This is a genomic window from Acidiferrobacter sp. SPIII_3, assembly GCF_003184265.1.
Classification (GTDB): domain Bacteria; phylum Pseudomonadota; class Gammaproteobacteria; order Acidiferrobacterales; family Acidiferrobacteraceae; genus Acidiferrobacter.
On the sequence record NZ_CP027663.1, the window covers coordinates 425,582 to 445,356 of the forward strand.

General features: G+C 66.1%; 21 protein-coding genes. 16 read left to right on the forward strand and 5 right to left on the reverse strand.

Annotated elements, in window-relative coordinates:
* Positions 1–307: 307 nt before the first annotated feature.
* The gene (locus C4901_RS02215; protein WP_110135944.1) at positions 308–703 is read left to right on the forward strand and encodes a hypothetical protein; all 396 of its coding nucleotides are present in this window, start codon (positions 308–310) and stop codon (positions 701–703) included.
* Here C4901_RS02215 and argH read toward each other — a convergent pair.
* Positions 700–2,106, reverse strand: a complete 1,407-nt coding sequence (gene argH, locus C4901_RS02220) for an argininosuccinate lyase (RefSeq protein ID WP_110135945.1) — start codon at positions 2,104–2,106, stop codon at positions 700–702. The genes C4901_RS02215 and argH overlap by 4 nt on opposite strands.
* Before the next feature lie 315 nt (positions 2,107–2,421).
* Between argH and C4901_RS02225 the strand changes: the two genes are divergently transcribed.
* Both C4901_RS02225 and C4901_RS02230 read left to right on the forward strand, forming a co-directional pair.
* Positions 2,422–3,501 carry a sensor histidine kinase gene (locus C4901_RS02225; protein ID WP_110135946.1) on the forward strand — a complete coding sequence of 360 codons (1,080 nt, stop codon included), beginning with the start codon at positions 2,422–2,424 and terminating at the stop codon, positions 3,499–3,501.
* A gap of 38 nt (positions 3,502–3,539) precedes the next feature.
* Positions 3,540–4,271, forward strand: a complete 732-nt coding sequence (locus C4901_RS02230) for a LytTR family DNA-binding domain-containing protein (RefSeq protein ID WP_110135947.1) — start codon at positions 3,540–3,542, stop codon at positions 4,269–4,271.
* 4 nt (positions 4,272–4,275) lie between these two features.
* Here C4901_RS02230 and C4901_RS02235 read toward each other — a convergent pair whose 3' ends face one another.
* Positions 4,276–4,791, reverse strand: a complete 516-nt coding sequence (locus C4901_RS02235; protein WP_145960595.1) for a hypothetical protein — start codon at positions 4,789–4,791, stop codon at positions 4,276–4,278.
* Positions 4,792–4,965: 174 nt separating this feature from the next.
* On the opposite strand from C4901_RS02235, the gene C4901_RS02240 reads away from it, so the two are divergent.
* The 6 genes from C4901_RS02240 (at position 4,966) to C4901_RS02265 (ending at position 10,231) form a co-directional block, all read left to right on the forward strand.
* The gene (locus tag C4901_RS02240; RefSeq protein WP_168185498.1) at positions 4,966–5,871 is read left to right on the forward strand and encodes a glycosyltransferase; all 906 of its coding nucleotides are present in this window, start codon (positions 4,966–4,968) and stop codon (positions 5,869–5,871) included.
* A complete protein-coding gene (locus C4901_RS02245; RefSeq protein ID WP_110138481.1) occupies positions 5,849–6,412 on the forward strand; it encodes an isochorismatase family protein in 564 nt (187 codons plus the stop codon). Before C4901_RS02240 ends, C4901_RS02245 begins: the two co-directional genes overlap by 23 nt.
* On the forward strand, positions 6,409–7,710 hold the full coding sequence (locus C4901_RS02250; protein WP_205736136.1) for an MFS transporter: 1,302 nt from the start codon (positions 6,409–6,411) through the stop codon (positions 7,708–7,710). Before C4901_RS02245 ends, C4901_RS02250 begins: the two co-directional genes overlap by 4 nt.
* Before the next feature lie 121 nt (positions 7,711–7,831).
* Positions 7,832–9,055 carry a formate-dependent phosphoribosylglycinamide formyltransferase gene (purT, locus tag C4901_RS02255; protein WP_110135950.1) on the forward strand — a complete coding sequence of 408 codons (1,224 nt, stop codon included), beginning with the start codon at positions 7,832–7,834 and terminating at the stop codon, positions 9,053–9,055.
* A gap of 550 nt (positions 9,056–9,605) precedes the next feature.
* The gene (locus C4901_RS19080) at positions 9,606–9,836 is read left to right on the forward strand and encodes a CopG family transcriptional regulator (protein ID WP_110135951.1); all 231 of its coding nucleotides are present in this window, start codon (positions 9,606–9,608) and stop codon (positions 9,834–9,836) included.
* Complete coding sequence (locus C4901_RS02265) at positions 9,833–10,231, forward strand: type II toxin-antitoxin system VapC family toxin (protein WP_110135952.1); 399 nt, start codon at positions 9,833–9,835, stop codon at positions 10,229–10,231. Before C4901_RS19080 ends, C4901_RS02265 begins: the two co-directional genes overlap by 4 nt.
* Positions 10,232–10,342: 111 nt before the next feature.
* Here the strand turns inward: C4901_RS02265 and C4901_RS02270 are convergent, their stop codons facing one another.
* Both C4901_RS02270 and C4901_RS02275 read right to left on the reverse strand, forming a co-directional pair.
* Positions 10,343–10,852: a Slp family lipoprotein gene (locus tag C4901_RS02270; RefSeq protein WP_168185499.1), complete on the reverse strand. Its 510-nt coding sequence runs from the start codon at positions 10,850–10,852 to the stop codon at positions 10,343–10,345.
* Positions 10,853–10,877: 25 nt separating this feature from the next.
* Positions 10,878–11,429 carry a Slp family lipoprotein gene (locus C4901_RS02275; protein WP_168185500.1) on the reverse strand — a complete coding sequence of 184 codons (552 nt, stop codon included), beginning with the start codon at positions 11,427–11,429 and terminating at the stop codon, positions 10,878–10,880.
* A 214-nt stretch (positions 11,430–11,643) separates the two neighbouring features.
* Between C4901_RS02275 and lon the strand changes: the two genes are divergently transcribed.
* Entirely contained in the window at positions 11,644–14,022 is a 2,379-nt protein-coding gene (gene lon, locus C4901_RS02280) for an endopeptidase La (protein WP_110135955.1), read from the forward strand.
* A 2-nt stretch (positions 14,023–14,024) separates the two neighbouring features.
* The gene (locus C4901_RS02285) at positions 14,025–14,306 is read left to right on the forward strand and encodes a hypothetical protein (RefSeq protein WP_110135956.1); all 282 of its coding nucleotides are present in this window, start codon (positions 14,025–14,027) and stop codon (positions 14,304–14,306) included.
* A 2-nt stretch (positions 14,307–14,308) separates the two neighbouring features.
* Here C4901_RS02285 and cyaY read toward each other — a convergent pair whose 3' ends face one another.
* Positions 14,309–14,629: an iron donor protein CyaY gene (gene cyaY / locus C4901_RS17455; RefSeq protein ID WP_168185501.1), complete on the reverse strand. Its 321-nt coding sequence runs from the start codon at positions 14,627–14,629 to the stop codon at positions 14,309–14,311.
* A 214-nt stretch (positions 14,630–14,843) separates the two neighbouring features.
* On the opposite strand from cyaY, the gene C4901_RS02295 reads away from it, so the two are divergent.
* The 5 genes from C4901_RS02295 to C4901_RS02315 all read left to right on the forward strand — a co-directional run bounded on the left by C4901_RS02295 (position 14,844) and on the right by C4901_RS02315 (position 19,736).
* Positions 14,844–15,923, forward strand: coding sequence for a saccharopine dehydrogenase family protein (locus C4901_RS02295; RefSeq protein ID WP_110135958.1), 1,080 nt, complete (start codon positions 14,844–14,846; stop codon positions 15,921–15,923).
* 124 nt (positions 15,924–16,047) lie between these two features.
* Positions 16,048–17,316 (forward strand): diaminopimelate decarboxylase, encoded by a 1,269-nt coding sequence (lysA, locus tag C4901_RS02300; RefSeq protein ID WP_110135959.1) that lies wholly within the window; start codon positions 16,048–16,050, stop codon positions 17,314–17,316.
* Positions 17,286–18,176: a diaminopimelate epimerase gene (gene dapF / locus C4901_RS02305; protein ID WP_370445953.1), complete on the forward strand. Its 891-nt coding sequence runs from the start codon at positions 17,286–17,288 to the stop codon at positions 18,174–18,176. Before lysA ends, dapF begins: the two co-directional genes overlap by 31 nt.
* The gene (locus tag C4901_RS02310; protein WP_110135960.1) at positions 18,160–18,849 is read left to right on the forward strand and encodes a DUF484 family protein; all 690 of its coding nucleotides are present in this window, start codon (positions 18,160–18,162) and stop codon (positions 18,847–18,849) included. Before dapF ends, C4901_RS02310 begins: the two co-directional genes overlap by 17 nt.
* Positions 18,849–19,736: a tyrosine-type recombinase/integrase gene (locus tag C4901_RS02315; RefSeq protein WP_110135961.1), complete on the forward strand. Its 888-nt coding sequence runs from the start codon at positions 18,849–18,851 to the stop codon at positions 19,734–19,736. The genes C4901_RS02310 and C4901_RS02315 overlap by 1 nt, the downstream gene beginning before the upstream one ends.
* The last annotated feature ends 39 nt before the right edge of the window (positions 19,737–19,775 follow it).

Genomic DNA, 19,775 nt, shown 5'->3' on the forward strand with positions numbered 1-19,775 from the left:
GGGCGGGTCGTCGCCGATGCCGCACCGGCTGAGGGGCCTTCGTCCTATCGCGCTCGTGGGCTTGGCCATCCCGCGAAAAGGCCTCCGTGCCGGTTGACCGCAGGCCCCTCTCGCCTCGGGTCGGGGTGAGGTCTGCGGGCTCGGTCTGGGGCGCGGTTGGCGTGCCGCGGGCGATGCGCTAAGCTAACGGACCGGCCTGCCGCGCTAACGGACCGGCCTGCCGCGCCGGAACTTGGATGATCTCGATAGGTCTCACCCGCCGTGTCCGGCCGATCCGGCCGAGGATTTCCTTACGAGGGTAAACGCAATGGACTATCAGCAAGCCGAAAATCAGTTGGCAACCGTGCAGCAGCAGAATCAGGCGACCCTGCAAAAGCTCCAGGCCCTGGCGCAGAAGTTTGCGGCGGCCGCCCCCGATGCCGCCACCGGGCGCGAGTGGGCGATGGATATGCGCGAGGTGGCGATGATGATGCAAACCCAGGCCCAGGGCACCACCACGCTCATCCAACAGATGGCCCAGTATATCCAGCAGCTGGAGGGCGCCGTGGCCACGCACCCCAATGCCCCGATGCAGCCCACCGGATGGGCCAATCAGTCGTCGCAGGGTGGCGGTTTCATGGGTTCCCTTGTGAGTGGCCTAGGCATGGGCGCGGGCTTTGCGGTCGCCGACGATGTCGTAAGCGACCTCTTCAACCTCTTCTAACCCGCACTCCGAAGGGCAAGGTCCGCGAGACGCTGGCGGCCGCGCGCGGCCGCTTCCTGAACTTGGTGGGGGGCCGTACCCCCCAGATGGTCGCGCGCGGCGAGCGAGCCCTCCAAGGTCAGTACCGGGAAGATGTCGGCCTCGATCAGGGGCGAGCAGGTCTTAAGCGCCGCAAGCGGCAGATCCGCCAAGTCCACACCCTGATCTATGGCCAAGCGCACGGCACGCCCCGCCGCCTCATGGGCATCCCGAAACGGCAGGCCCCGCCGCACCAGATAATCCGCGAGATCGGTGGCGGTCGGATAGCCGCGTAGCGCCTCGCGGCGCATGCGCTCGCGATGGAAGGTGGTCGCCGGTAGGAGTTCAGTAAGCGCGCGCAGGGAGTCGCGCACGGTATCGAGGGTGTCGAACAGCGGTTCTTTATCTTCCTGGTTGTCCTTGTTGTAGGCAAGCGGCTGGCCCTTCATGAGCACGAGCAGGGCCATGAGATGCCCTATGACGCGCCCGCTCTTGCCGCGCAGCAGTTCCGGGACGTCCGGGTTCTTCTTTTGGGGCATGATCGACGAGCCCGTGCAAAAGCCGTCGGCCAGCTCTATGAAACCGAACTGTGGCGTGGACCACAGCACGAGCTCTTCGGCAATCCGCGACAGGTGGATCATGATCAAGGCCGCCGCTGCCGTGAACTCGATGACAAAGTCGCGATCGGAGACCGCGTCCAGGGAGTTCTCGGCCGGCCGCGCAAAGCCCAGGGCCCGGGCGGTCATGTGTCGGTCGATCGGAAAGCTCGTGCCGGCCAGCGCGCCGGCCCCGAGCGGCATGATATTCACGCGCCCCCGGGCATCGATCAGGCGCTCGGTATCGCGCAGGATCATCTCGAACCACGCCAGGATATGGTGCCCCAGGGTCACCGGCTGGGCCACCTGGAGATGGGTGAAGCCGGGCATGATGGTCTCGGCCTCGCGTTCGGCCAGCATCAGAAACACCCCGCCCAGGCGTTGCAGCTGCCCGATGAGGCCGTCGAGGCCGTCGCGCAGGTAGAGCCGCACGGCGGTCGCCACCTGGTCGTTGCGTGAGCGCGCGGTGTGCAGCTTTTTGCCGACCTCGCCGATGCGCTCGATGAGGGCCGCCTCGATGTTCATGTGCACATCCTCGCGGCCCACGGACCACGGAAAGCGGCCCCCGTCGATCTCTTTTTCAATAGCGGTAAGCCCTTCCGTGATGAGCGTCGCCTCGCGCTCCTCGATGATGCCCACGGCGGCGAGCATGCGGGCATGCGCGATCGAGCCGCGAATATCGTGACGGTAGAGCCTGTGATCAAATCCGACCGAGGCGGTGAAGGCCTCGACGAAGGCATCCGTGGGTCCGGTGAAACGGCCTTTCCAGGCCTTGTCGGGAGAAGACATGGGCACGCTCGACGAATGGAGAATGGTGCCCATGGTACCGAAGCGCGGGGCTGCCGTTAAGCGCGGTTGCGCGTCGCCACTTGTCCGTCGACGCCTTCCGGTCATCGGTGCCGGGTTGAGGGCGGGGGGCGGTTGGGCTAAGGTTTACCCCGTAGTGTCCGGGCTGGACTCTCCTTATGCACCCCCACCCCGAAATGCCAGCCCGGAATTGTCGCGCCCCGAGCCTGCTCGGGGCGCCTTTTTCCTGGTAGTCTTGGGAATACTCCGATCGCCGCGGATCGCTATCCCCCCTAATCCCATTTTGTTTAGGTAATCATGAAGGACTCGACGAGCTACTTTCTGCCGGACTTCAGTTCTCTCGCCATTGCCGCCAAGGTGCTGTTCATGGCCGAGGCCATCGCCGTGATATTCACGATTGCCTCAAGCGATGGTCTGGGGCCCGCGGTGTTACGCCGTTTCCTGTTCCTCTCGGCCTATACCCTGATCGTAGCCCTGCTAAGCCTCGGCCTGCTGCGGATCGTGAACCGCGGCCTGCGTCAGTTATCGGCGATCGTGGGATCCCTGGTCGTGATCGCGCTCATGCTGGTGGCGGTAGTCGCGGTCACCGAAGGTCTCATAAACGGCCTGTACGCGCTTGGCATGATCCCCACCCGCTCTCCGGCCTGGCAACTCACCATGCTCGTCCATAGCGTGCTGATCGGTATCGTCGTCATGCTCCTTGGCCTGCGTTATCTGTTCGTGTCCCATAAGGCCCAGATCGATGCCAAGCTGGAGCAGGAGGCGCGCATACAGGCGCTGCAGTCGCGCATCCGTCCGCATTTTCTTTTCAACAGCATGAACAGCATCGCAAGCCTCACGCGCAGCGACCCCCCGCGCGCCGAGGCCGCACTCCAGGATCTCGCGGATCTGTTCCGGGTGCTGCTCGCCGACGCCCGCAAGCTCGTGCCCATCAGCGCCGAGCAGGAGATATCGCGCCAATACCTCGAGATCGAAAAGTTGCGGCTGGGTGACCGCCTTCAGGTCCAGTGGACGGTCAGCAATGTGCCGCGCAACGCCCTCATCCCAACGCTGACCTTGCAGCCGCTGCTGGAAAACGCCATATATCACGGTATCGAGCCGCGCTTTGGCGGAGGCATGGTAAAGGTCGAGTTATGGGGGGACCAGTCCGACACTTTGAACGTGCTCATCAGTAATCCGATACCGGAGGTGCGCAAGCATGCTCATGGGCGCGGCAACAAGATCGCCATGGACAATATCCGCCAAAGACTCGCCTCGCATTTTCAGGACGCGGCGAGCTTGCAAACCTTCGAGGAAGGCGATCAATATCACGTCAAAATAAAAATGCCAATTGTCAGAAATCAGGGGGATCGATTCCTAGCGGAGAGTTCACGATGAGAGAGACAGGGGCACCGGCTGAACAGAGGAGGGACACAATGAAGGTCCTGATCGTAGACGACGAGAAACTGGCGCGCGACAGGTTGCGGGAGATGGTGGGGGAGATCGGCGAGCATACGGTTGTGGGCGAGGCCATGAACGGCAGCGAGGCAATCGCCCAGACCGAGCGCTTGAATCCCGACGTGCTGCTTATGGACATTCGCATGCCCGGCATGGATGGTCTGGAGGCGGCCATGCACCTCATGGGCCTCGATGCCCCGCCGGGCGTGATCTTCACCACCGCCTACGACCAGCATGCCCTGGACGCCTTCGAGGTCAATGCCGTCGACTATCTGCTGAAGCCGATCCGCAAGGATCGCCTGGCGAAGGCCTTGAGCAAGGCCGGCAAGCTCACCTTGCAGCAACTCCAGGACTTGAACCAGGCGCAGGAATCCCCGGTGGTGCGCACCCATCTGAGCGTGCATCTGCGCGGCAACATCCGCCTGGTCCCGGTCCAGGATGTCTTGTATTTCCTGGCCGACAACAAATATGTGACGGTACGGACCGCCACCGAGGAGCACTTGATCGAGGACTCGCTTGTGAACCTCGAACGCGAATTCGGCGAGAGCTTCCTGCGCATCCACAGGAATGCCTTGGTCGCCACCCCCCACATCAGCGGCATCGAAAAGGACACGAGCGGCACCTGGCACGTCACCTTGAAGGGCCTCGACAAGCGGCTCGCGGTGAGTCGCCGGCATGCCGCCGCGGTGCGGCGTTGGGCGCGCCGCTAGCGGCTCACCGGCGCCACAGGGCGGCCAGCGGCCGCTCCCCGCAGGTTTCGGGGGGAAGCGGCAGCCGGTGGCGGCGGATGTCGTCCACGGCCTCCGCGACGCGCGCGAAATCCTGCTGCAGCCGCCAGTAGACCCGTGCCCGTCCGCTGTTTGTCTCGAGGTCGGCGGTCTGGCCGAAGGCGCTGCGCCCATGGTCGGCGTAGTACGACAACTGCCCGCGCGAGCGCAGGCGTTCGCGAAAGAAGCCGCTCATAAAAAGCGCATACTCGGCGAGATGGCGCACGATGACCATCTCGCGGGCGCGGTCCTCGTCTTGCGCGGCCCGTTGTTCGGCGAGGAACTGCACGAGGGTGGTAAGCGGGCGTTGGTCATGGTCATGGAGGGGGTAGAGGGCATCGGTGCGGGCAAAACGGGTGAGCAGGTCGCTGACATAAGCCACGGTCTCCGGTTCCCCGAGGCCCGCCCGTTTAAAGCCATGTTGAATGTGGCGATGAAAGAACTGGTAGAGAGTCGGCGTCACGATCACCTCCTAACACGATCCCCTGTCCGTATTATAGTGGGCGTGAACGCCAGCGGAAGATCCGCGATGACGGGTGCCGGGATCTTGCGCCGCACGTGCTAGACTTGGGACGCGCGGCGCGGAAAGGGGGGCGGGGGGCGCAGCATGGGACGGTCGCTATCCGTAAGCATCGTCATGCCAGCCTACAGGGCCGAGGCAAGCATAGGCGCGGCCGTGCGCTCGGTCCTGGCGCAGACCTATCGGCACTGGGAATTGATCGTGGTGGCCGATGACGGGGTCGATTACCAGGCGTTGTTGCCCGCCGACCGGCGCCTCGTACTGGCGCGCACCGGGGCCTGCGGCTCGGGTCCATCGGCCGCCCGTAACCGCGGCCTCGATGGCGCCCGTCACCCGCTCGTCACGTTTCTCGACAGCGATGATGTCTGGTATCCGGACAAACTGACCATCCTCGCCCCCTTGGCCCGCGCGCACGGTATCGCGCTCGGGAACACGCGGTTTTGCGAGCATCCTGGACCCGGTTATGGCGCGAACTGTTGGCATGATCCGGTCGAGGGGTGCCACGACTGGCTGTTCTTTGCGCGCGTGAGCGAGAGTCTCTGGCCGGTATACCAGCGGGCGGTCATCGGCCGCACGCGCTTTCCCGAATGTCTCAGGTTTGCCGAAGACGCCGTTTTTACCCTGTCGATCATGGCCCGCCACGGCGGCGCTTATCTTTATCCGCGACCCCTGCACGAATATCGCCTGCGTCCGGAGTCGCTGTCGCGATCGGGGGACGCGGTGCGGCGCGCCGACGAGGCCTACGGCTGGATCCTGTCGGTGCTGCGCGAAGGCGACCGGCTCTCGTTCCCGGCCGAGACCGTGGATTCGGCGATCGCGGTTTTCGAGAGGCGCCGGGCGCTCAACCGCGCGTTCCCGGCGAGCGGCATGCGGTATTTTCAGGAGTTCGAGACGGGTATGCGGGCCCGTAGGACACGCTGGGGCGTGGCGGGCGACGAGGCGGTGCGCGAGCGCCTGGCGGAGGCCGGCGAGCCTGCGCGATACGACAGAGGGGGTGGCGGTGACGGCAACGGTATTGGATGAGCACACGGCGCTCATCGTGATCGATCTGCAAAAGGGGATCGTCGCGCAACCGATGGCGCATCCCACGGATGCGGTGGTGGTGCGTGCCGCGCGGCTCGCGGCGGCCTTCCGGGCGCATGCCTTGCCCGTGGTGTTCGTCACCGTTCATGGCGGGGCCCCGGGCCGGAGCGAACAGTCGCGAAATTTCGCCGACCGGCCGCGCGACTGGGACGAACTTGTGCCCGGGCTCTTGGCGCAGGCCGGCGATTATCACGTCGGCAAGCGGACATGGGGGGCCTTTACCGCGACCGGCCTCGAGGGTCTTTTGCGCGCGCGCGGGATCACCCAGGTGGCGATCGCGGGCATCGCCACCAGCATCGGTGTCGAATCGACCGCCCGCCAGGCCCATGAGCTCGGCTTCCATGTCACGCTCGCCGTTGACGCCATGACCGACATGAGCCGCGAGGCCCACGAGCACAGCGTGCAACGGATTTTTCCGCGTCTGGGAGAGACGGCCGCCACCGAAGAGATCGTGGCGTTGCTCGCCCGGCGCGCCCGGTGAGCGAGCGGGCACCGCGGGTGCCGCGCGCGGCCGTGCGCGCGCTCTATAGCCGCGATTATCGCCTATGGGCGGCCGCGGCCCTGGGGTCGAATCTCGGCACCTGGATGCAGCGCACCGCCCAGGACTGGCTGGTACTGACGCGGCTCACGGCGCACAGTGCCTTGGCGTTGGGTCTTGTGACCGCCCTGCAGTTCGCGCCCCAGGCCTTGCTGCTGCCGCTCACCGGCCCGGCCGCCGATCGCAGCGACCGGCGCCGGCTCCTGGTCGTGACCCAACGGCTCATGGGGGTGCTGGCCCTGGCCCTGGCGGCGCTGGTCCTCACGGGCGCGGTGCGGCTCTGGCAGGTGTACGGTTTCGCATTGCTGCTCGGTCTCGTCACGGCCTTCGATGCCCCCGCGCGCGGGGCCTTTGTGTCGGATCTCGTGCCGCCATCCGATCTGCCAAACGCGGTCGCCCTCAATGCCCTGTCGTTCAACATGGGGCGCCTCTGCGGGCCGGCCCTGACGGGGATCCTGATCGGGTCTCTGGGGACCGGGCTCATGTTTTTGATCAATGCCGCCTCGTTTGGCATGGTCCTGCGCGCCCTGCAGGCCCTGCGGCATGTGCCGGTACGCAAACCGGCGCGCCCGGCCGGGGGCGCGCTCACCGAGGTCCTGGGTTTTGTGGCCCGCCGCCCTGATCTGAGCGGGGCCTTGTGGATGTTCGGGTTGATGGGGGCGGTCGGCGTCAACCTCCCGATCCTGGTCTCGACCATGGCCGTCCGGGTGTTTCATGCGGGGGCCGTGTCTTACGGCCTGATTGCCTCGTTGATGGCGGCCGGCGCGGTCGGCGGCGCGTTATTCGCAGCGGTCCGGGCGCCGCGGTTTTGGGTCCTGTCCGCGGCGAGCGCCATGTGCGCCCTGGCCACGACGGCCGCGGCGCTGGCCCCGGGTCTCGGGGTGTTTGCCGTGGCGCTCTTGATCCTGGGCTTTGCGTTACAGGTCTTCGTCACGTCCGCCAACAGCCTCCTCCAGTTGTCGGTGGAGCCGGCCATGCGCGGCCGCCTGCTGGCGCTCCTGATTGCCGTGGCCTTAGGGGGTGCCCCGCTCGCGGCCCCGCTTTTCGGATGGGTCGCCGACGGCCTCGGGCCGCGTGCCGCGCTCGCCGGAATCGCCGCCCTGGCGGCTGTGGCCTGGTCCATTGGTTGGCGCGCCGCGCGCGCCGGAATCGCCGCACGGAACTTGGTCTTTGCGGAGGCGGGCGAGGATCGCATGCCGAGCGATGGCGTGGCGTCTCCGGCATGGGCGCCCGAGGATTGACGCCGGGCACGGCCGCGCGGCCGTGGTGTCGGGCGATCACCGGAAGATCGAGAATTGACAGACAGAGGACCGAGGGTATGATGCGCGCCAACCACCCCACCCCCGCTTCGGAGTTCTCGCCATGACAGTTTTGGGCACCCCCTTGACACGCGATGCCGTGCGCCTGCTTTTGCTGGGCAGCGGTGAATTGGGCAAAGAGGTGGCCATCGAGGCCCAGCGGCTTGGTGTCGAGGTGGTGGCGGTCGACCGCTATGCGCACGCGCCGGCCCACCAGGTGGCCCACCGCTCCTATGTGATCGACATGCGCAATGCGCGCGCGGTGCGCGACGTCATCACCCGCGAGCGGCCGGATTTCGTGGTCCCGGAGCTCGAGGCGATCGCCACCGAGACCCTCATGGAGATCGAAAACGAGGGTCTGGCCGAGGTCATACCGACGGCGCGCGGGGCATTTCTCACCATGAACCGGGAGGGCATTCGGCGGCTGGCCGCCGAGGAGCTGAAGGTCCCGACCTCACGCTACGCCTTTGCCGGCAGCCTCGAGGAGCTGCAGGCGGCGGCGGTGGTCACCGGCTTTCCGTGCGTCGTAAAGCCGGTCATGTCGTCATCGGGCAAGGGCCAGTCGGTGGCCGCAAACGAGGCCGAGCTCGTGGCCGCATGGCACGAGGCCCAGAAGAAGAGCCGCGTGGCGATGGCGCGCGTCATCATTGAGTCGTTCGTCGAGTTCCAGTACGAGATCACCTTGCTCACGGTGCGCGCAAGCGGTCCCGGCGGGGTCATCGAGACGCACTTCTGTGAGCCGATCGGACACCGGCAGGAGCGCGGGGATTATGTGGAGAGCTGGCAGCCGCAGCCGATGAGCGAGAAGGCCTTGTATCGTGCCCGTGAGATGGCGGAGAAGGTCACCGCGGCCCTCGGCGGACGCGGGATATTCGGCTGTGAGTTCTTCGTGAACGAAGACCAGGTCTGGTTCTCGGAGGTGAGCCCCCGGCCGCACGATACGGGCCTCGTGACATTGGCGAGCCAGTATCAGAGCGAGTTCGAGCTGCATGTGCGCGCGATCCTGGGCCTTCCGGTATCGACGGAACTGCTGCGTCCCGGGGCGAGCGCGGTGATCTATGGGAATCGGGACGCGGCGGGCGTGCGTTATGGGCGCCTGGATGTGGCGTTGCGCGTGCCCGGGACCAAGCTGCGGCTCTTTGGCAAGCCCGAAAGCTTCCTGCGCCGGCGCATGGGTGTGGCCTTGGCCATGGCCTCCGACGTCGATACCGCGCGCCGCCGTGCCAACGAGTGCGCGAGCCTGGTGGAGGTTCTCGCCGCGAAGGTCTCGGAACCCAGGGGCGCCTGAGCCGACTCCCATGGTCCGAGGCCCACAGGCCTCTCTGGGTGGGGCGGGTTCGCTAGAGCGACAAAAGCGGCCTTTTGGGTCGTCATAGGGCGTTCCTGCCGCCCCGACACACGACTTTGGCGGATCGCGCCCCCCCAAAAAACAAGGGGGGTCGTGAACACCGGGTGGGTGTCGCTTGCGAGGCCACAGGACTGTTGTGATGGGCGGGACATGCTCGCTTAGCGTGCGCAGCGACTTCGCCTGAAGTCGGGCTTCGGGCCAAGCACCCACCGAAGCGGCGATACCGTTTAGCGCATAGCGCCGTACGGATCCCCGCGTTCAGGCGGGGATGTCAATGAAGCGCTACTTGCCCAGCCGTTTTCGGATAGGCTCGATTCCGCCTCGGCGCAAAATGGCGATGTCCGGCGGGGCGGGCCAGCGGACAGCGTTGCGTGCCCAGGCGTGCCCGCCCAACGACAAATCGTGCCGTATCTCAACATCGTGTCGCCGCCTCGTGAATGCCGCGCGCGTCTTGTATAATTGCACGTATAATTTATAGAGGCGGTGAGTCATGGGACAAGTAACGATTTACCTGGATGACCAAAACGAGCGGCGCCTCAAGGCCGCAGCCGAGGCTGCGGGTGTATCGGTAAGCCGCTTTGTGGCGGGTCTCGTTGCGGAAAAGACGTGTCCTGTCTGGCCTCAGGCGGTGCGGCGCCTGGCGGGGGCGTGGAGCGATTTTCCTGATTTGGAAGCCATCCGGGAGACGGGGGGAAGGGATACGGCCCGGGATGGGCTTTGATGTACGTACTCGACACCAATACCCTGATTTATTTTTTTCGTGGCCAAGGAACGGTAGCGGAACGTTTGTTGGCGACATCGCCTACCGAGGTCGCCATCCCGGCGATCAGCGCATACGAGCTGGAAGTGGGTATTGCCAAATCGACCCAACCGGCCAAGCGGCGGCGACAGTTCGATGAATTATTGCGCATGGTCACGGTATTGCCTTTCGATAGGGCGACTGCCGCAGCGGCTGCGCGTGTGCGCGCCATGCTCGAAAAAGCGGGCCAACCGATCGGGCCGTTGGATACCCTGATCGCCGGTACCGCGCTGGCGCATCGCGCCACGCTTGTCACCCATAATACGCGCGAATTCCGACGTGTATCGAAATTGGCGTTGATCGACTGGTACGGCTGAGCCCCGCGGGTGTGGGCGATTCCCGGGGTCGGAGACGCCTGGCCCGGATTTCCGCGGCGCACCAGTCGCCAAGCGGGCGTCCGTGCCCGCCGCTTCCCGCGCGTGGCCGGATTACAGGCCGACCCCGATTCCAAAGCCGAAGCGCCAGCGCCGCCGCCTGGGGCGATAGAGGCGCCAGACGTGGGTGGCAAGGACCTGCACGCGCGGATAGATGTAGCGGGCCTGGCCGATGAGCCCGGGCCTGGTGCCCATCACGGTCCCCACGACCGTGACCAGTCGCCCGCGGGCAAACAGTATGGGGTCGAGATAACCGGGCGCCACCGCCTGAAAACGCCCCTCGGGTATCCGGCTCAGACGAGGCCGGCCCCGTCCGTTCAGGGGATAGGCGAGTATCGTAAGGGTGCTGTGGGCGGGACCCACGCTGTCTTGCACGATCATGCCTCCCCAGCGCACGCGCGCCCCGCGCGTCCGTCGCGGATGGGCGAGGACTGCCTGCAGGTCCATGTGCCGGTCGATATGCGTGGCCTCGGGGCGCGGATGCAGGGCGCAGCCGGCAAGACCCGCGACGACGCACGCCGGCATGACCCGCCGTATCCACGTCCTGATCGCAAGCCGGTTCACGGCTTGCACCCTCCGGGAGCGGGACTCATGGTCCGAAGCCCGGCCCGTCATCGTCCCCATGCCATCCCCAGTCGAAGTCCGGCTCCACACCTATGCCCCACCCCCACGGCCAGGGGTTGGCGTAGTAATAACGCGAGTAGTAGTGGGGCCGTGGTCGCCAGAGATGGACCGCGAGCGTATGGACCACCGGGAAGTCATAGAGATAGCTCCCGATCGGGTTCTTCTCGTAGCCGGAGAAGACCCCCACCACGGTGATCTTGCGCCCGACCGCATAGATATCGGGGTCGAGGAAGCCCGGGACCCGGGCCAGGAAGCGCCCTCCGCTGAAGCGCGCCCGGCGTGGACGGCCGTCGTGCCGCAGCGACCGGCTGATGACCTGTATCCACGTTGCGTGGGGACTGTTGATGACCTTGCTGATGACGCCGCCCCAGCGCACCCGGGCCCCGAGGGGTGCGATATGGGCGCGTGCCGCGGCCACGCTCACCGATGTGATATGCGGCGCGCGCAGGGCGCGCGGGATGGGTGCGGCGCACCCGGCGAGAAGAAGTATGCCTGCTAGCACCCACAAGGCTTTCATTGCGCGGCCTCCATGTCCTGGCGGCATTGCCTTGCCATTTATCATAAGCTGCCCGCGCGACCTTGACTAGGGACTGGGGCGCCGCGCGCCGGCCGTGCGACCATGGCCGCGTTTCGGTGCACGCGCGATCTGGCACAATACGCCAAACCCTTGAACCGAGTCCGGGCGGCCCCATTACAAAGCCGAGCTCCTCAAAAAAGCGAATGACAAATTGATGACCAAGAGCGAATCCGAATCGACTCCCGCATCCGGGGGAACATTGGCGCGCGCCGGCGACGTCCTGCCGACGTCCCTGCCGATCGTGCCCATCACCAACCGGCCGTTTTTCCCAGCCCAGGCCATCCCGCTGGTCCTCGATCGCGAGCCGTGGAGCTCCACGATCGTGGCGGCGACCGAGACTGCCCACAAGGTCGTGGGCCTGGTCCTGATCCGCAAGGACGAGGCGGTCGATGTCGCGAGCGACGATTTTTATGAAATGGGGACCGTCTGCCGCATCCATAAGGTGGTTCAGAACGAGGAGAAACTGCAGGTCTTCGTGGAGGGCCTGAAGCGGTTTCGCATCGACCAGTGGCTGTCCCGCGAGCGGCCGTTTGCGGTGCGCGCGCGCTACTTCCCCGAGCCCGAGGCCCCGGAGAGTAGCGATGCCAAGGCCTATTCCGTGGCGGTCATCAATACCATAAAGGAGCTCTTGCCGCTGAATCCCCTGTATGGCGAGGAACTCAAGTTTTTCCTGACGCGTTTTGGCCCGGACCAACCCTCGCGCCTTGCGGACTTCGCGGCCAGCCTCACCACCGCCAGCAAGATGGAACTGCAGGATGTCCTGCGCACCGTCGATCTCGAGTCGCGTCTGGAGAAGGTGCTCTTTCTCCTGAAAAAGGAGCTTGAGCTTGCCAAGACCCAGGCGCGCATCAGCGAGCGGGTCGAGGAGAAGATCAACGAGCAGCAGCGCCAGTTCTTCCTGCGCGAACAGCTGAAGGCCATCCAGAAGGAGCTGGGCATCGCCAAGGACGACCGTACCGCCGAGATCGAGGTCTTTCGCGAACGGCTCACCACGCTCACCCTGCCGGAGGCCGCGCAAAAGCGTGTCGAGGAAGAGCTGCAAAAGATGGCGGTGCTCGAGATGGGGTCTCCCGAATACGCGGTCACGCGCAATTATCTCGAGTGGTTGACGCTCTTGCCCTGGGGCCGCTATTCAACCGACAAGATCGATCTGAAGCAGGCGCGGACGATTTTGGACCGTGACCATGACGGCCTCGATGACGTCAAGGACCGCATCATCGAATTCCTGGCGGTCGGTGTCATGAAGGGCGAGGTGGCGGGCTCAATACTCCTGCTCGTAGGCCCCCCGGGGGTTGGCAAGACGTCCATAGGCCGCTCCATAGCGGCGTCGCTGGGCCGTACCTTCTACCGGTTTTCGGTGGGCGGCATGCGCGACGAGGCCGAGATCAAGGGCCACCGCCGCACCTACATAGGGGCGATGCCGGGCAAGTTTATTCAGGCGATCCGTGAGGTCGGGGTGGCCAATCCGATCATCATGCTGGACGAGATCGACAAGATCGGCTCCTCCTATCAGGGGAACCCGGCCTCGGCGCTGCTCGAGGTCCTGGACCCCGAGCAGAACGTCGATTTCCTGGATCATTATCTCGATCTCCGTTTCGATCTGTCCAAAGTGCTGTTCATCTGCACGGCCAATCAGCTCGATACCATACCCCGGCCATTACTGGATCGCATGGAGGTCATACGGCTTGCCGGTTACATCACGAGCGAGAAGATGGCGATCGCCAAGCATCATCTCCTGCCCAAGCAGATGAACAAGGTGGGATTGAAGCGCGGGCAGCTGCGCATCGAGGATCAGGCCATACGCGAGATCATCGAGGGTTATGCGCGCGAGGCCGGGGTCCGCAGCCTCGAAAAGAAGCTCGGCTCGATCGCGCGCAAGGCGGTGGTGGCCATGATCAACGGCAAGGAGCCGCCCATCAAGGTGAGCGCGCGCAATCTGGAGAAGTATCTCGACCGGCCGGTCTTTCAGCCCATAAAGCCCCTGCGCGGTGTCGGGGTCGTGACCGGCCTTGCCTGGACCCCCATGGGCGGCGCCATCCTCGATATCGAGGTCACGCGCGTGCACCGCGCCACGCGTGGGATCAAGATCACGGGTCAATTGGGGGATGTGATGCGCGAGTCGGCGGAGATCGCCTACAGCTACATCTCCTCGCATTGCAAGCAATACGGCGCCCCCGAGGATTTCTTCGACAAGGCCTCCCTGCATCTGCACGTGCCGGCGGGCGCGATCCCCAAGGACGGACCGAGCGCCGGGGTGACGATCGCGAGCGCGCTTTTGTCGCTTGCGCGCGGCAAGCGTATCAGCCGGCCGCTCGCCATGACCGGCGAGATTACGCTCACCGGCTATGTCCTTCCGGTCGGCGGGATCCGCGAGAAGATCATCGCCGCGCGTCGCGTCAAGATTCCCGAGATCATCATCCCCGAGGCCAATCGCAATGACTTCGAGGAGTTGCCGGACAATGTTCGTAGCGGCCTTGTCATGCATTATGTCAAGCATTACCGCGATGTCGCGGCCTTGATCTTTCCGGGCTGACCATGGGACACAAGGTGGATTTCCTATGCCGCGCCTGCCGCTACGAGGAGCGTGATCTCGCGGTCGGGTGCGGGCGCCGGCCGCAGCCCTGCTTGCGGTTGTTTCGGTGCGATAACTGCCATTCGATCGGCAGTACCTGGGTCGACGCGGGTGGCGTCCCGCGATGCAGTCTCTGTTATCACGACGCCATCACGTTGCTCGCCGATGATGTCATGGTGGTCGCCTGTCCCAAATGCGCCGCCACGGGGACCTTTGTTCACCACCGCGAGGACGTCTGGGAATAGGCCTAGCGCAGGCGCACGGGTTTTTGCAGCTGGCGGCTTGCGAAGGTCTCGAGATCGGCGAGGAGCTCGTGGCCGCCGGCGCGTACCCAGCGCCCGGTGGCGGTGTCGTAGTCGTAGTGGAAGCCACCGGCGCGGGCCGCGAGCCAGATCTGCTTCAAGGGGCGCTGTTTGTTGACGATGATGCGTGAGTCGTCCGGAAACTCGAGCGTCAGGATCTCGTCTTCGGTCTCGAACTCGATCTCCGGGGCGTGGGTCTCTATGGCCTGTTCGATGCGTTCGAGCATCGCCTGCGCCTGCCTTTCGTAGTCGCTGTCGCTTGCCATGATGATCCCCTCGTCGTCTGTCGTGTGCCGCTCATCCCCGTCAGGCCCCGCCCGTCGGCCGGCGGGGCGCGCACAAGGGGCATGGTAGCGGGCCTTGGGGGAAAGGAACAGGCCGCGCGCGCGTAAGCCCCGGGAAGTCATCCCCGGTGTATCCCGGGCGTGATGGCGGCGATGCCCTTGAGTCGGGCATGCCTTAGCCTCTATTCTTGGCGCCATGACCAAGAAAGTCCTGATTCTCGGCGGCTACGGCACCTGCGGGCGGCGAATCGCCGAGATCCTGATGCAAGACCCGCAGGCCGAGTGCCTCATCGGCGGGCGCGACACGAGTCGTGGCCAGGCGGTATCGGCGGCGCTCGGTATTCCCTTCGTGGCGGTCGATATTCAAAGGCAGGCCTCGCTCAATGCCGCGCTCGACGGCGTGTTTGCCGTGGTGAACACCTGCGGGCCATTCCGTCCCCACGATTATGGGGTCGCCGAGCGTTGCGCGCGGCGCGGTGTGCATTATGTCGACATGGCCGACGAAACCTCTTATATACTGGGCCTGCAAGGTCTGGCGGCACGCGCCGTCGAGGGCGGGGTGTCGCTGGTGTCGGGGGCCGGATCGGCGTTGGCCTTTTCCTCGGTGCTGGCGGCGGCCATCGCCCCCGGGTTCGACACCATCACCGACATCGAGATCGCCGCGCTGTCGGGCAATCGTAACCCGCGGGGGCTCGCGAGCGTGCGCGCGCTGCTCGCCGCGCAAGGCCGCCCGGCGCGCATTTATGAACGCGGCGCATGGCATGAGGTGCCGGGCTATACGAGGGGCCGGACCGTGGTCCTCCCCGGGCCCTTCGGACGCCATCGCCTGTATGTGACCGATGCCCCGGAGATCGAGATCCTGAGCCGGCGTTACGGCGCCGGGGTGACCTACCGGACGGGGCTCGAGCTTGCGGTGTTGAATCGCGCCCATGCCTGGCTTGGTTCATTGAACCGCCTGGGCGTGATCGCTGATCTCGCCCGGTTTGCCAAGGGGCTGCATGTCGTGCAGCAGGGCCTGCGGCGTTTCGGGAGGACGGCGTTCGGTCTGCGCGTCGTATTGCGCGGCGAGCGCGGGGGCCAGCCGCTCGTACGCAGCGCCGGGCTCGTGGCCGAAGACGACGGCCTGTCGATCCTGTGCACGCCGGCCATCGCGCTTGTGCGCAAGTGGATGGCGGGTACCGGGGAACCCGGCGCCTTTGCCTGTTCCAGTGTTCTTACTCTTTCGGATATGACGCGCGAATGGACGATGCGGCAAGTGGTGTTGCACCTCTCGTGATGGCCAGGCGACTGGTCCTGATCGGCCTCCTGGCGTTGACCGCGTGCGGCAAGCAGGGCCCCTTGTACATGCCTCCTCCCAAGCCCGCCCCGGCCCATGCTGCGCCCCACAAGGGGCCGCGGTCGTGAGCGTCTTGGTCTATCGCGACGAGCGTTTGTTCATGGAGGATGTGGCGCTCGCCGACATCGTGTCTATGATCGGCTCCCCGTGTTATGTCTATAGCCGCCGGGCCCTGACCGACGCCTATCGCGCGTTTCGCGAGGCCCTGGACGCCCAGCGCAGCCTTGTGTGCTATGCCGTGAAGGCGAACGGCAATCTCGCGCTGCTCGCCACCCTCGCCGATCTCGGGGCGGGCTTCGATATCGTCTCCCGGGGCGAGCTCGAACGGGTGCTGGCGGCCGGCGGGGACCCGGCGCGGGTCGTGTTTTCCGGGGTTGGCAAGACCGAGGGCGAGATGCGCCGGGCCCTCGAGCTCGGGATCCGCTGTTTCAACGTCGAGTCCGTAGCCGAGCTTGCGCGTCTCGATACGGTCGCCGGCACGCTCGGGGTGCGCGCCCCGGTGTCTTTGCGCGTGAACCCCGACGTCGACGCCGGCACCCACCACTATATCGCCACCGGCCTTAAGGAAAACAAATTTGGCATACCGCTGGCCGAGGCCGTGGCCTGCTACCGCGAAGGGTCGCGTTACCCCCATGTGTCGTTTGTCGGCATCGATTGCCATATCGGTTCGCAATTGACCGATCTGCGGCCTTTCGGCGATGCCCTGGACCGCGTGCTCCCGGAGGTCGCGGGCCTGCGCCGCGCGGGCGTGGCCCTGAGCCATGTCGATGTCGGCGGGGGGCTCGGTGTGCGTTACCGCGACGAGCGGCCGCCTACCATCGCCGCTTATGTGGCGCTGGTCCGCGAGCGCCTGGCCGCCCACGGGCTTCAGGATCTGGAACTCATCCTGGAGCCCGGACGGGCCTTGGTAGCCGCGGCTGGCGTGCTCGCCACGCGTGTCGAATATATCAAGGAGACCGATGTCAAGCGTTTCGCGATCGTCGATGCCGGCATGAATGATCTGATCCGTCCGGCGCTCTATGGCGCCTGGCAAAGCGTGACCGCCGCGCGCCGCCGCCCGGGACCTGTGCGCGAATACGATGTCGTGGGCCCGGTGTGCGAAAGCGCCGATGTCTTCGGCCGCGGCCGCCCCTTGGTCATAGAGCCCGGCGATATCCTGGCGATCGGCGAGGCCGGTGCCTACGGTTTTGCCATGAGCAGCCAATACAATGCCCGGCCGCGGCCCGCCGAGGTCCTCGTGGATGGGGCCCGTTTCCATGTGGTGCGCCGGCGCGAGACCTATGAGGACCTGATGCGCGGGGAATGCGTGGTGCCCGCGGGGTCACGGCCATGACCGGCGGCGGCCAGCGCTTCGTCAAGATGCATGGCCTGGGCAATGATTTCGTGGTCCTGGATGCCATGGCCGGGACACCCGATCTTGCGCCGGAACGCATCCGACGCCTCGCCGATCGCCATTTCGGCGTCGGCTGTGATCAGGTCCTCGTGGTCTTGCCGAGTACCGAACCCGGTATTGATTTCGGGTATCGCATCTTCAATGCCGATGGCCGCGAAGTGCAGCAATGCGGAAACGGGGCGCGATGCTTCGCGCGCTACGTGCGCGACGAGGGCCTGAGCGCCAAGGAGACCCTCACGGTACGCACCATGGGCGGGGTCATTACGCTCACCCTGCAGGATGACGGGGACGTGGTCGTCAACATGGGATATGTGCGCTGGGACCCGCGCGCCGTGCCCTTTGTCGCCGAGCACGAGCAACGGCTGTATGCCCTGGACATCGGCGCGCGCTCCGTGGATGTGAGCGTGTTGTCGCTCGGCAACCCGCACGCCGTCCAGGTCGTGGCCGATGTCGAGCGCGCGGCGGTGGCCGTCGAGGGCCCGCTGATAGAGCGCCACGCGCGCTTCCCGGAGGGGGTGAACGTCGGTTTCATGCAGATCATCGACCGGCGCACGATCCGCCTGCGCGTCCATGAGCGCGGCGCGGGCGAGACGCTTGCCTGTGGCTCCGGGGCCTGTGCCGCGGTCGTGGCCGGCCGCGAGCGCGGCTTGCTGGACGATGAGGTCCAGGTGCGCCTGCGCGGCGGCCGGCTCTCTGTGCGCTACGACGGGGCCGGTCCGGTATGGATGCGTGGTCCGGCGCAGCGGGTGTATGAGGGGCGGTTGAGCGAGCAGGGGTGGGGCCGTGAAACAATCGAGTGAAGAGCTCTCGTGGGAAGAGGGTGTGGCGCGCTACCTGCGTGATCATCCGGATTATTTCGAGCGACACCAAGACCTGCTGGAGATCCTGCGGGTGCCGCACGCCGGGCGCGGGGCCGCGGTCTCGCTCCTGGAGCGTCAGGCGGCCGTGTTGCGCGAACGCCTGGCCGCCAAGGACCGCGAGCGCCGGGACTTCCTGGCCGCCGCCCGGGAAAACGAGGCGCTCGGCGAGAGGTTGCATCGCCTGGCCGTGGCATTGATCGACGCGGCATCCCTGGACGATGTGTTCGGCAGTGTCTATGACCTCGGGCGCAACCAGTTGCGGCTCGATTCGGTCACCATGCTGCTCGGTGTCGACGGCGGCCCCTTGGCCGGCCGCGCGGAGTTCGTGCCCCCCGACGATGCCCGGCTCAGGCGCGCGCTGGCCCTGACGCGAGGGCGGCCGCTGTGCGGGCCCAAGGCCGTTCTCGCCGAGGCCCGCGGCCTGCTCGGACCCGACGAGGCGCGCATCGCCTCGGTGGCGCTCGTGGCCCTGCGCGATCCCGTGCGTTCGGGCGTGATCCTGCTTGGGAGTCACGACCGCGATCGCTTCCCCCCGGGGGCTGGAACCCTCTATCTCGGGCGTTTGGGCGATCTCGTGATGCGCGCCGTGGCCCGCCAGCTGGATCGATCGTGATGAGGGCCGCGTGGGCCGAGGCGGTGAGCGCCTGCCTCGATCGGTTGGCCTATGAGCGGCGCTATTCGGCCCATACCCTGTCGGCCTACCGTCGCGATCTCGAGGGGCTTGCGCGTTTTGCCGACGGCCAGCGGTGCGCTATGCCATCGGACATGACCGTCGAGCTTGCGCGACGTTATGTCGCGAGCCTGTGCCGGACCGGACAGGGCGGCCGGAGCGTGGCGCGCGCGCTGTCGGCGGCGCGCACCCTCTATCGTGAACTCGGGTTGCGCGCCAATCCCTTTCGCGGGGTCAAGGCGCCGCGCGCCCCGCGCTCCTTACCGCACGATTTGAACGTGGACACGCTTCAGGGCCTGCTTGCCGCACCACCGGCGGACGATCTCGAACTGCGCGATGTGGCCATCGCCGAGCTCCTCTATGGCGCCGGCCTGCGCCTGTCCGAACTCCTCGGTCTGCGTCTTACCGATCTCGATTTCGCGCAGGGCCTGGTGCGCGTCACCGGCAAGGGCCGGCGCGAACGGCTTGTGCCCATGGGGCGTGCCGCGCATGCCGCGCTTAAGGCCTGGCTGCCGCTGCGACCCGGCGGCGATCCCCTGGGCGCGGTGTTTCCCGGACCGAGCGGTCGGCCGCTTTCGGCGCGCGCGGTGCAAAAGCGCCTGGCGCGCCTCGGACGTCGCCGCGGGCTTGAGGTGCCTCTTCATCCCCACATGTTGCGTCACTCGTTTGCGAGCCATGTCTTACAGTCGAGCCAGGACCTGCGCGCCGTCCAGGAGCTTTTGGGGCATGCGCATCTGAGCACCACCCAGATCTACACCCACCTGGATTACCAGCAGCTGGCGCGCGTCTACGATGCCGCCCACCCGCGGGCGCGCAAGCGGACGCGTTGAAGCGGTTTCAGCGGTGTGCTAGCGTGCGCGCATAATAAT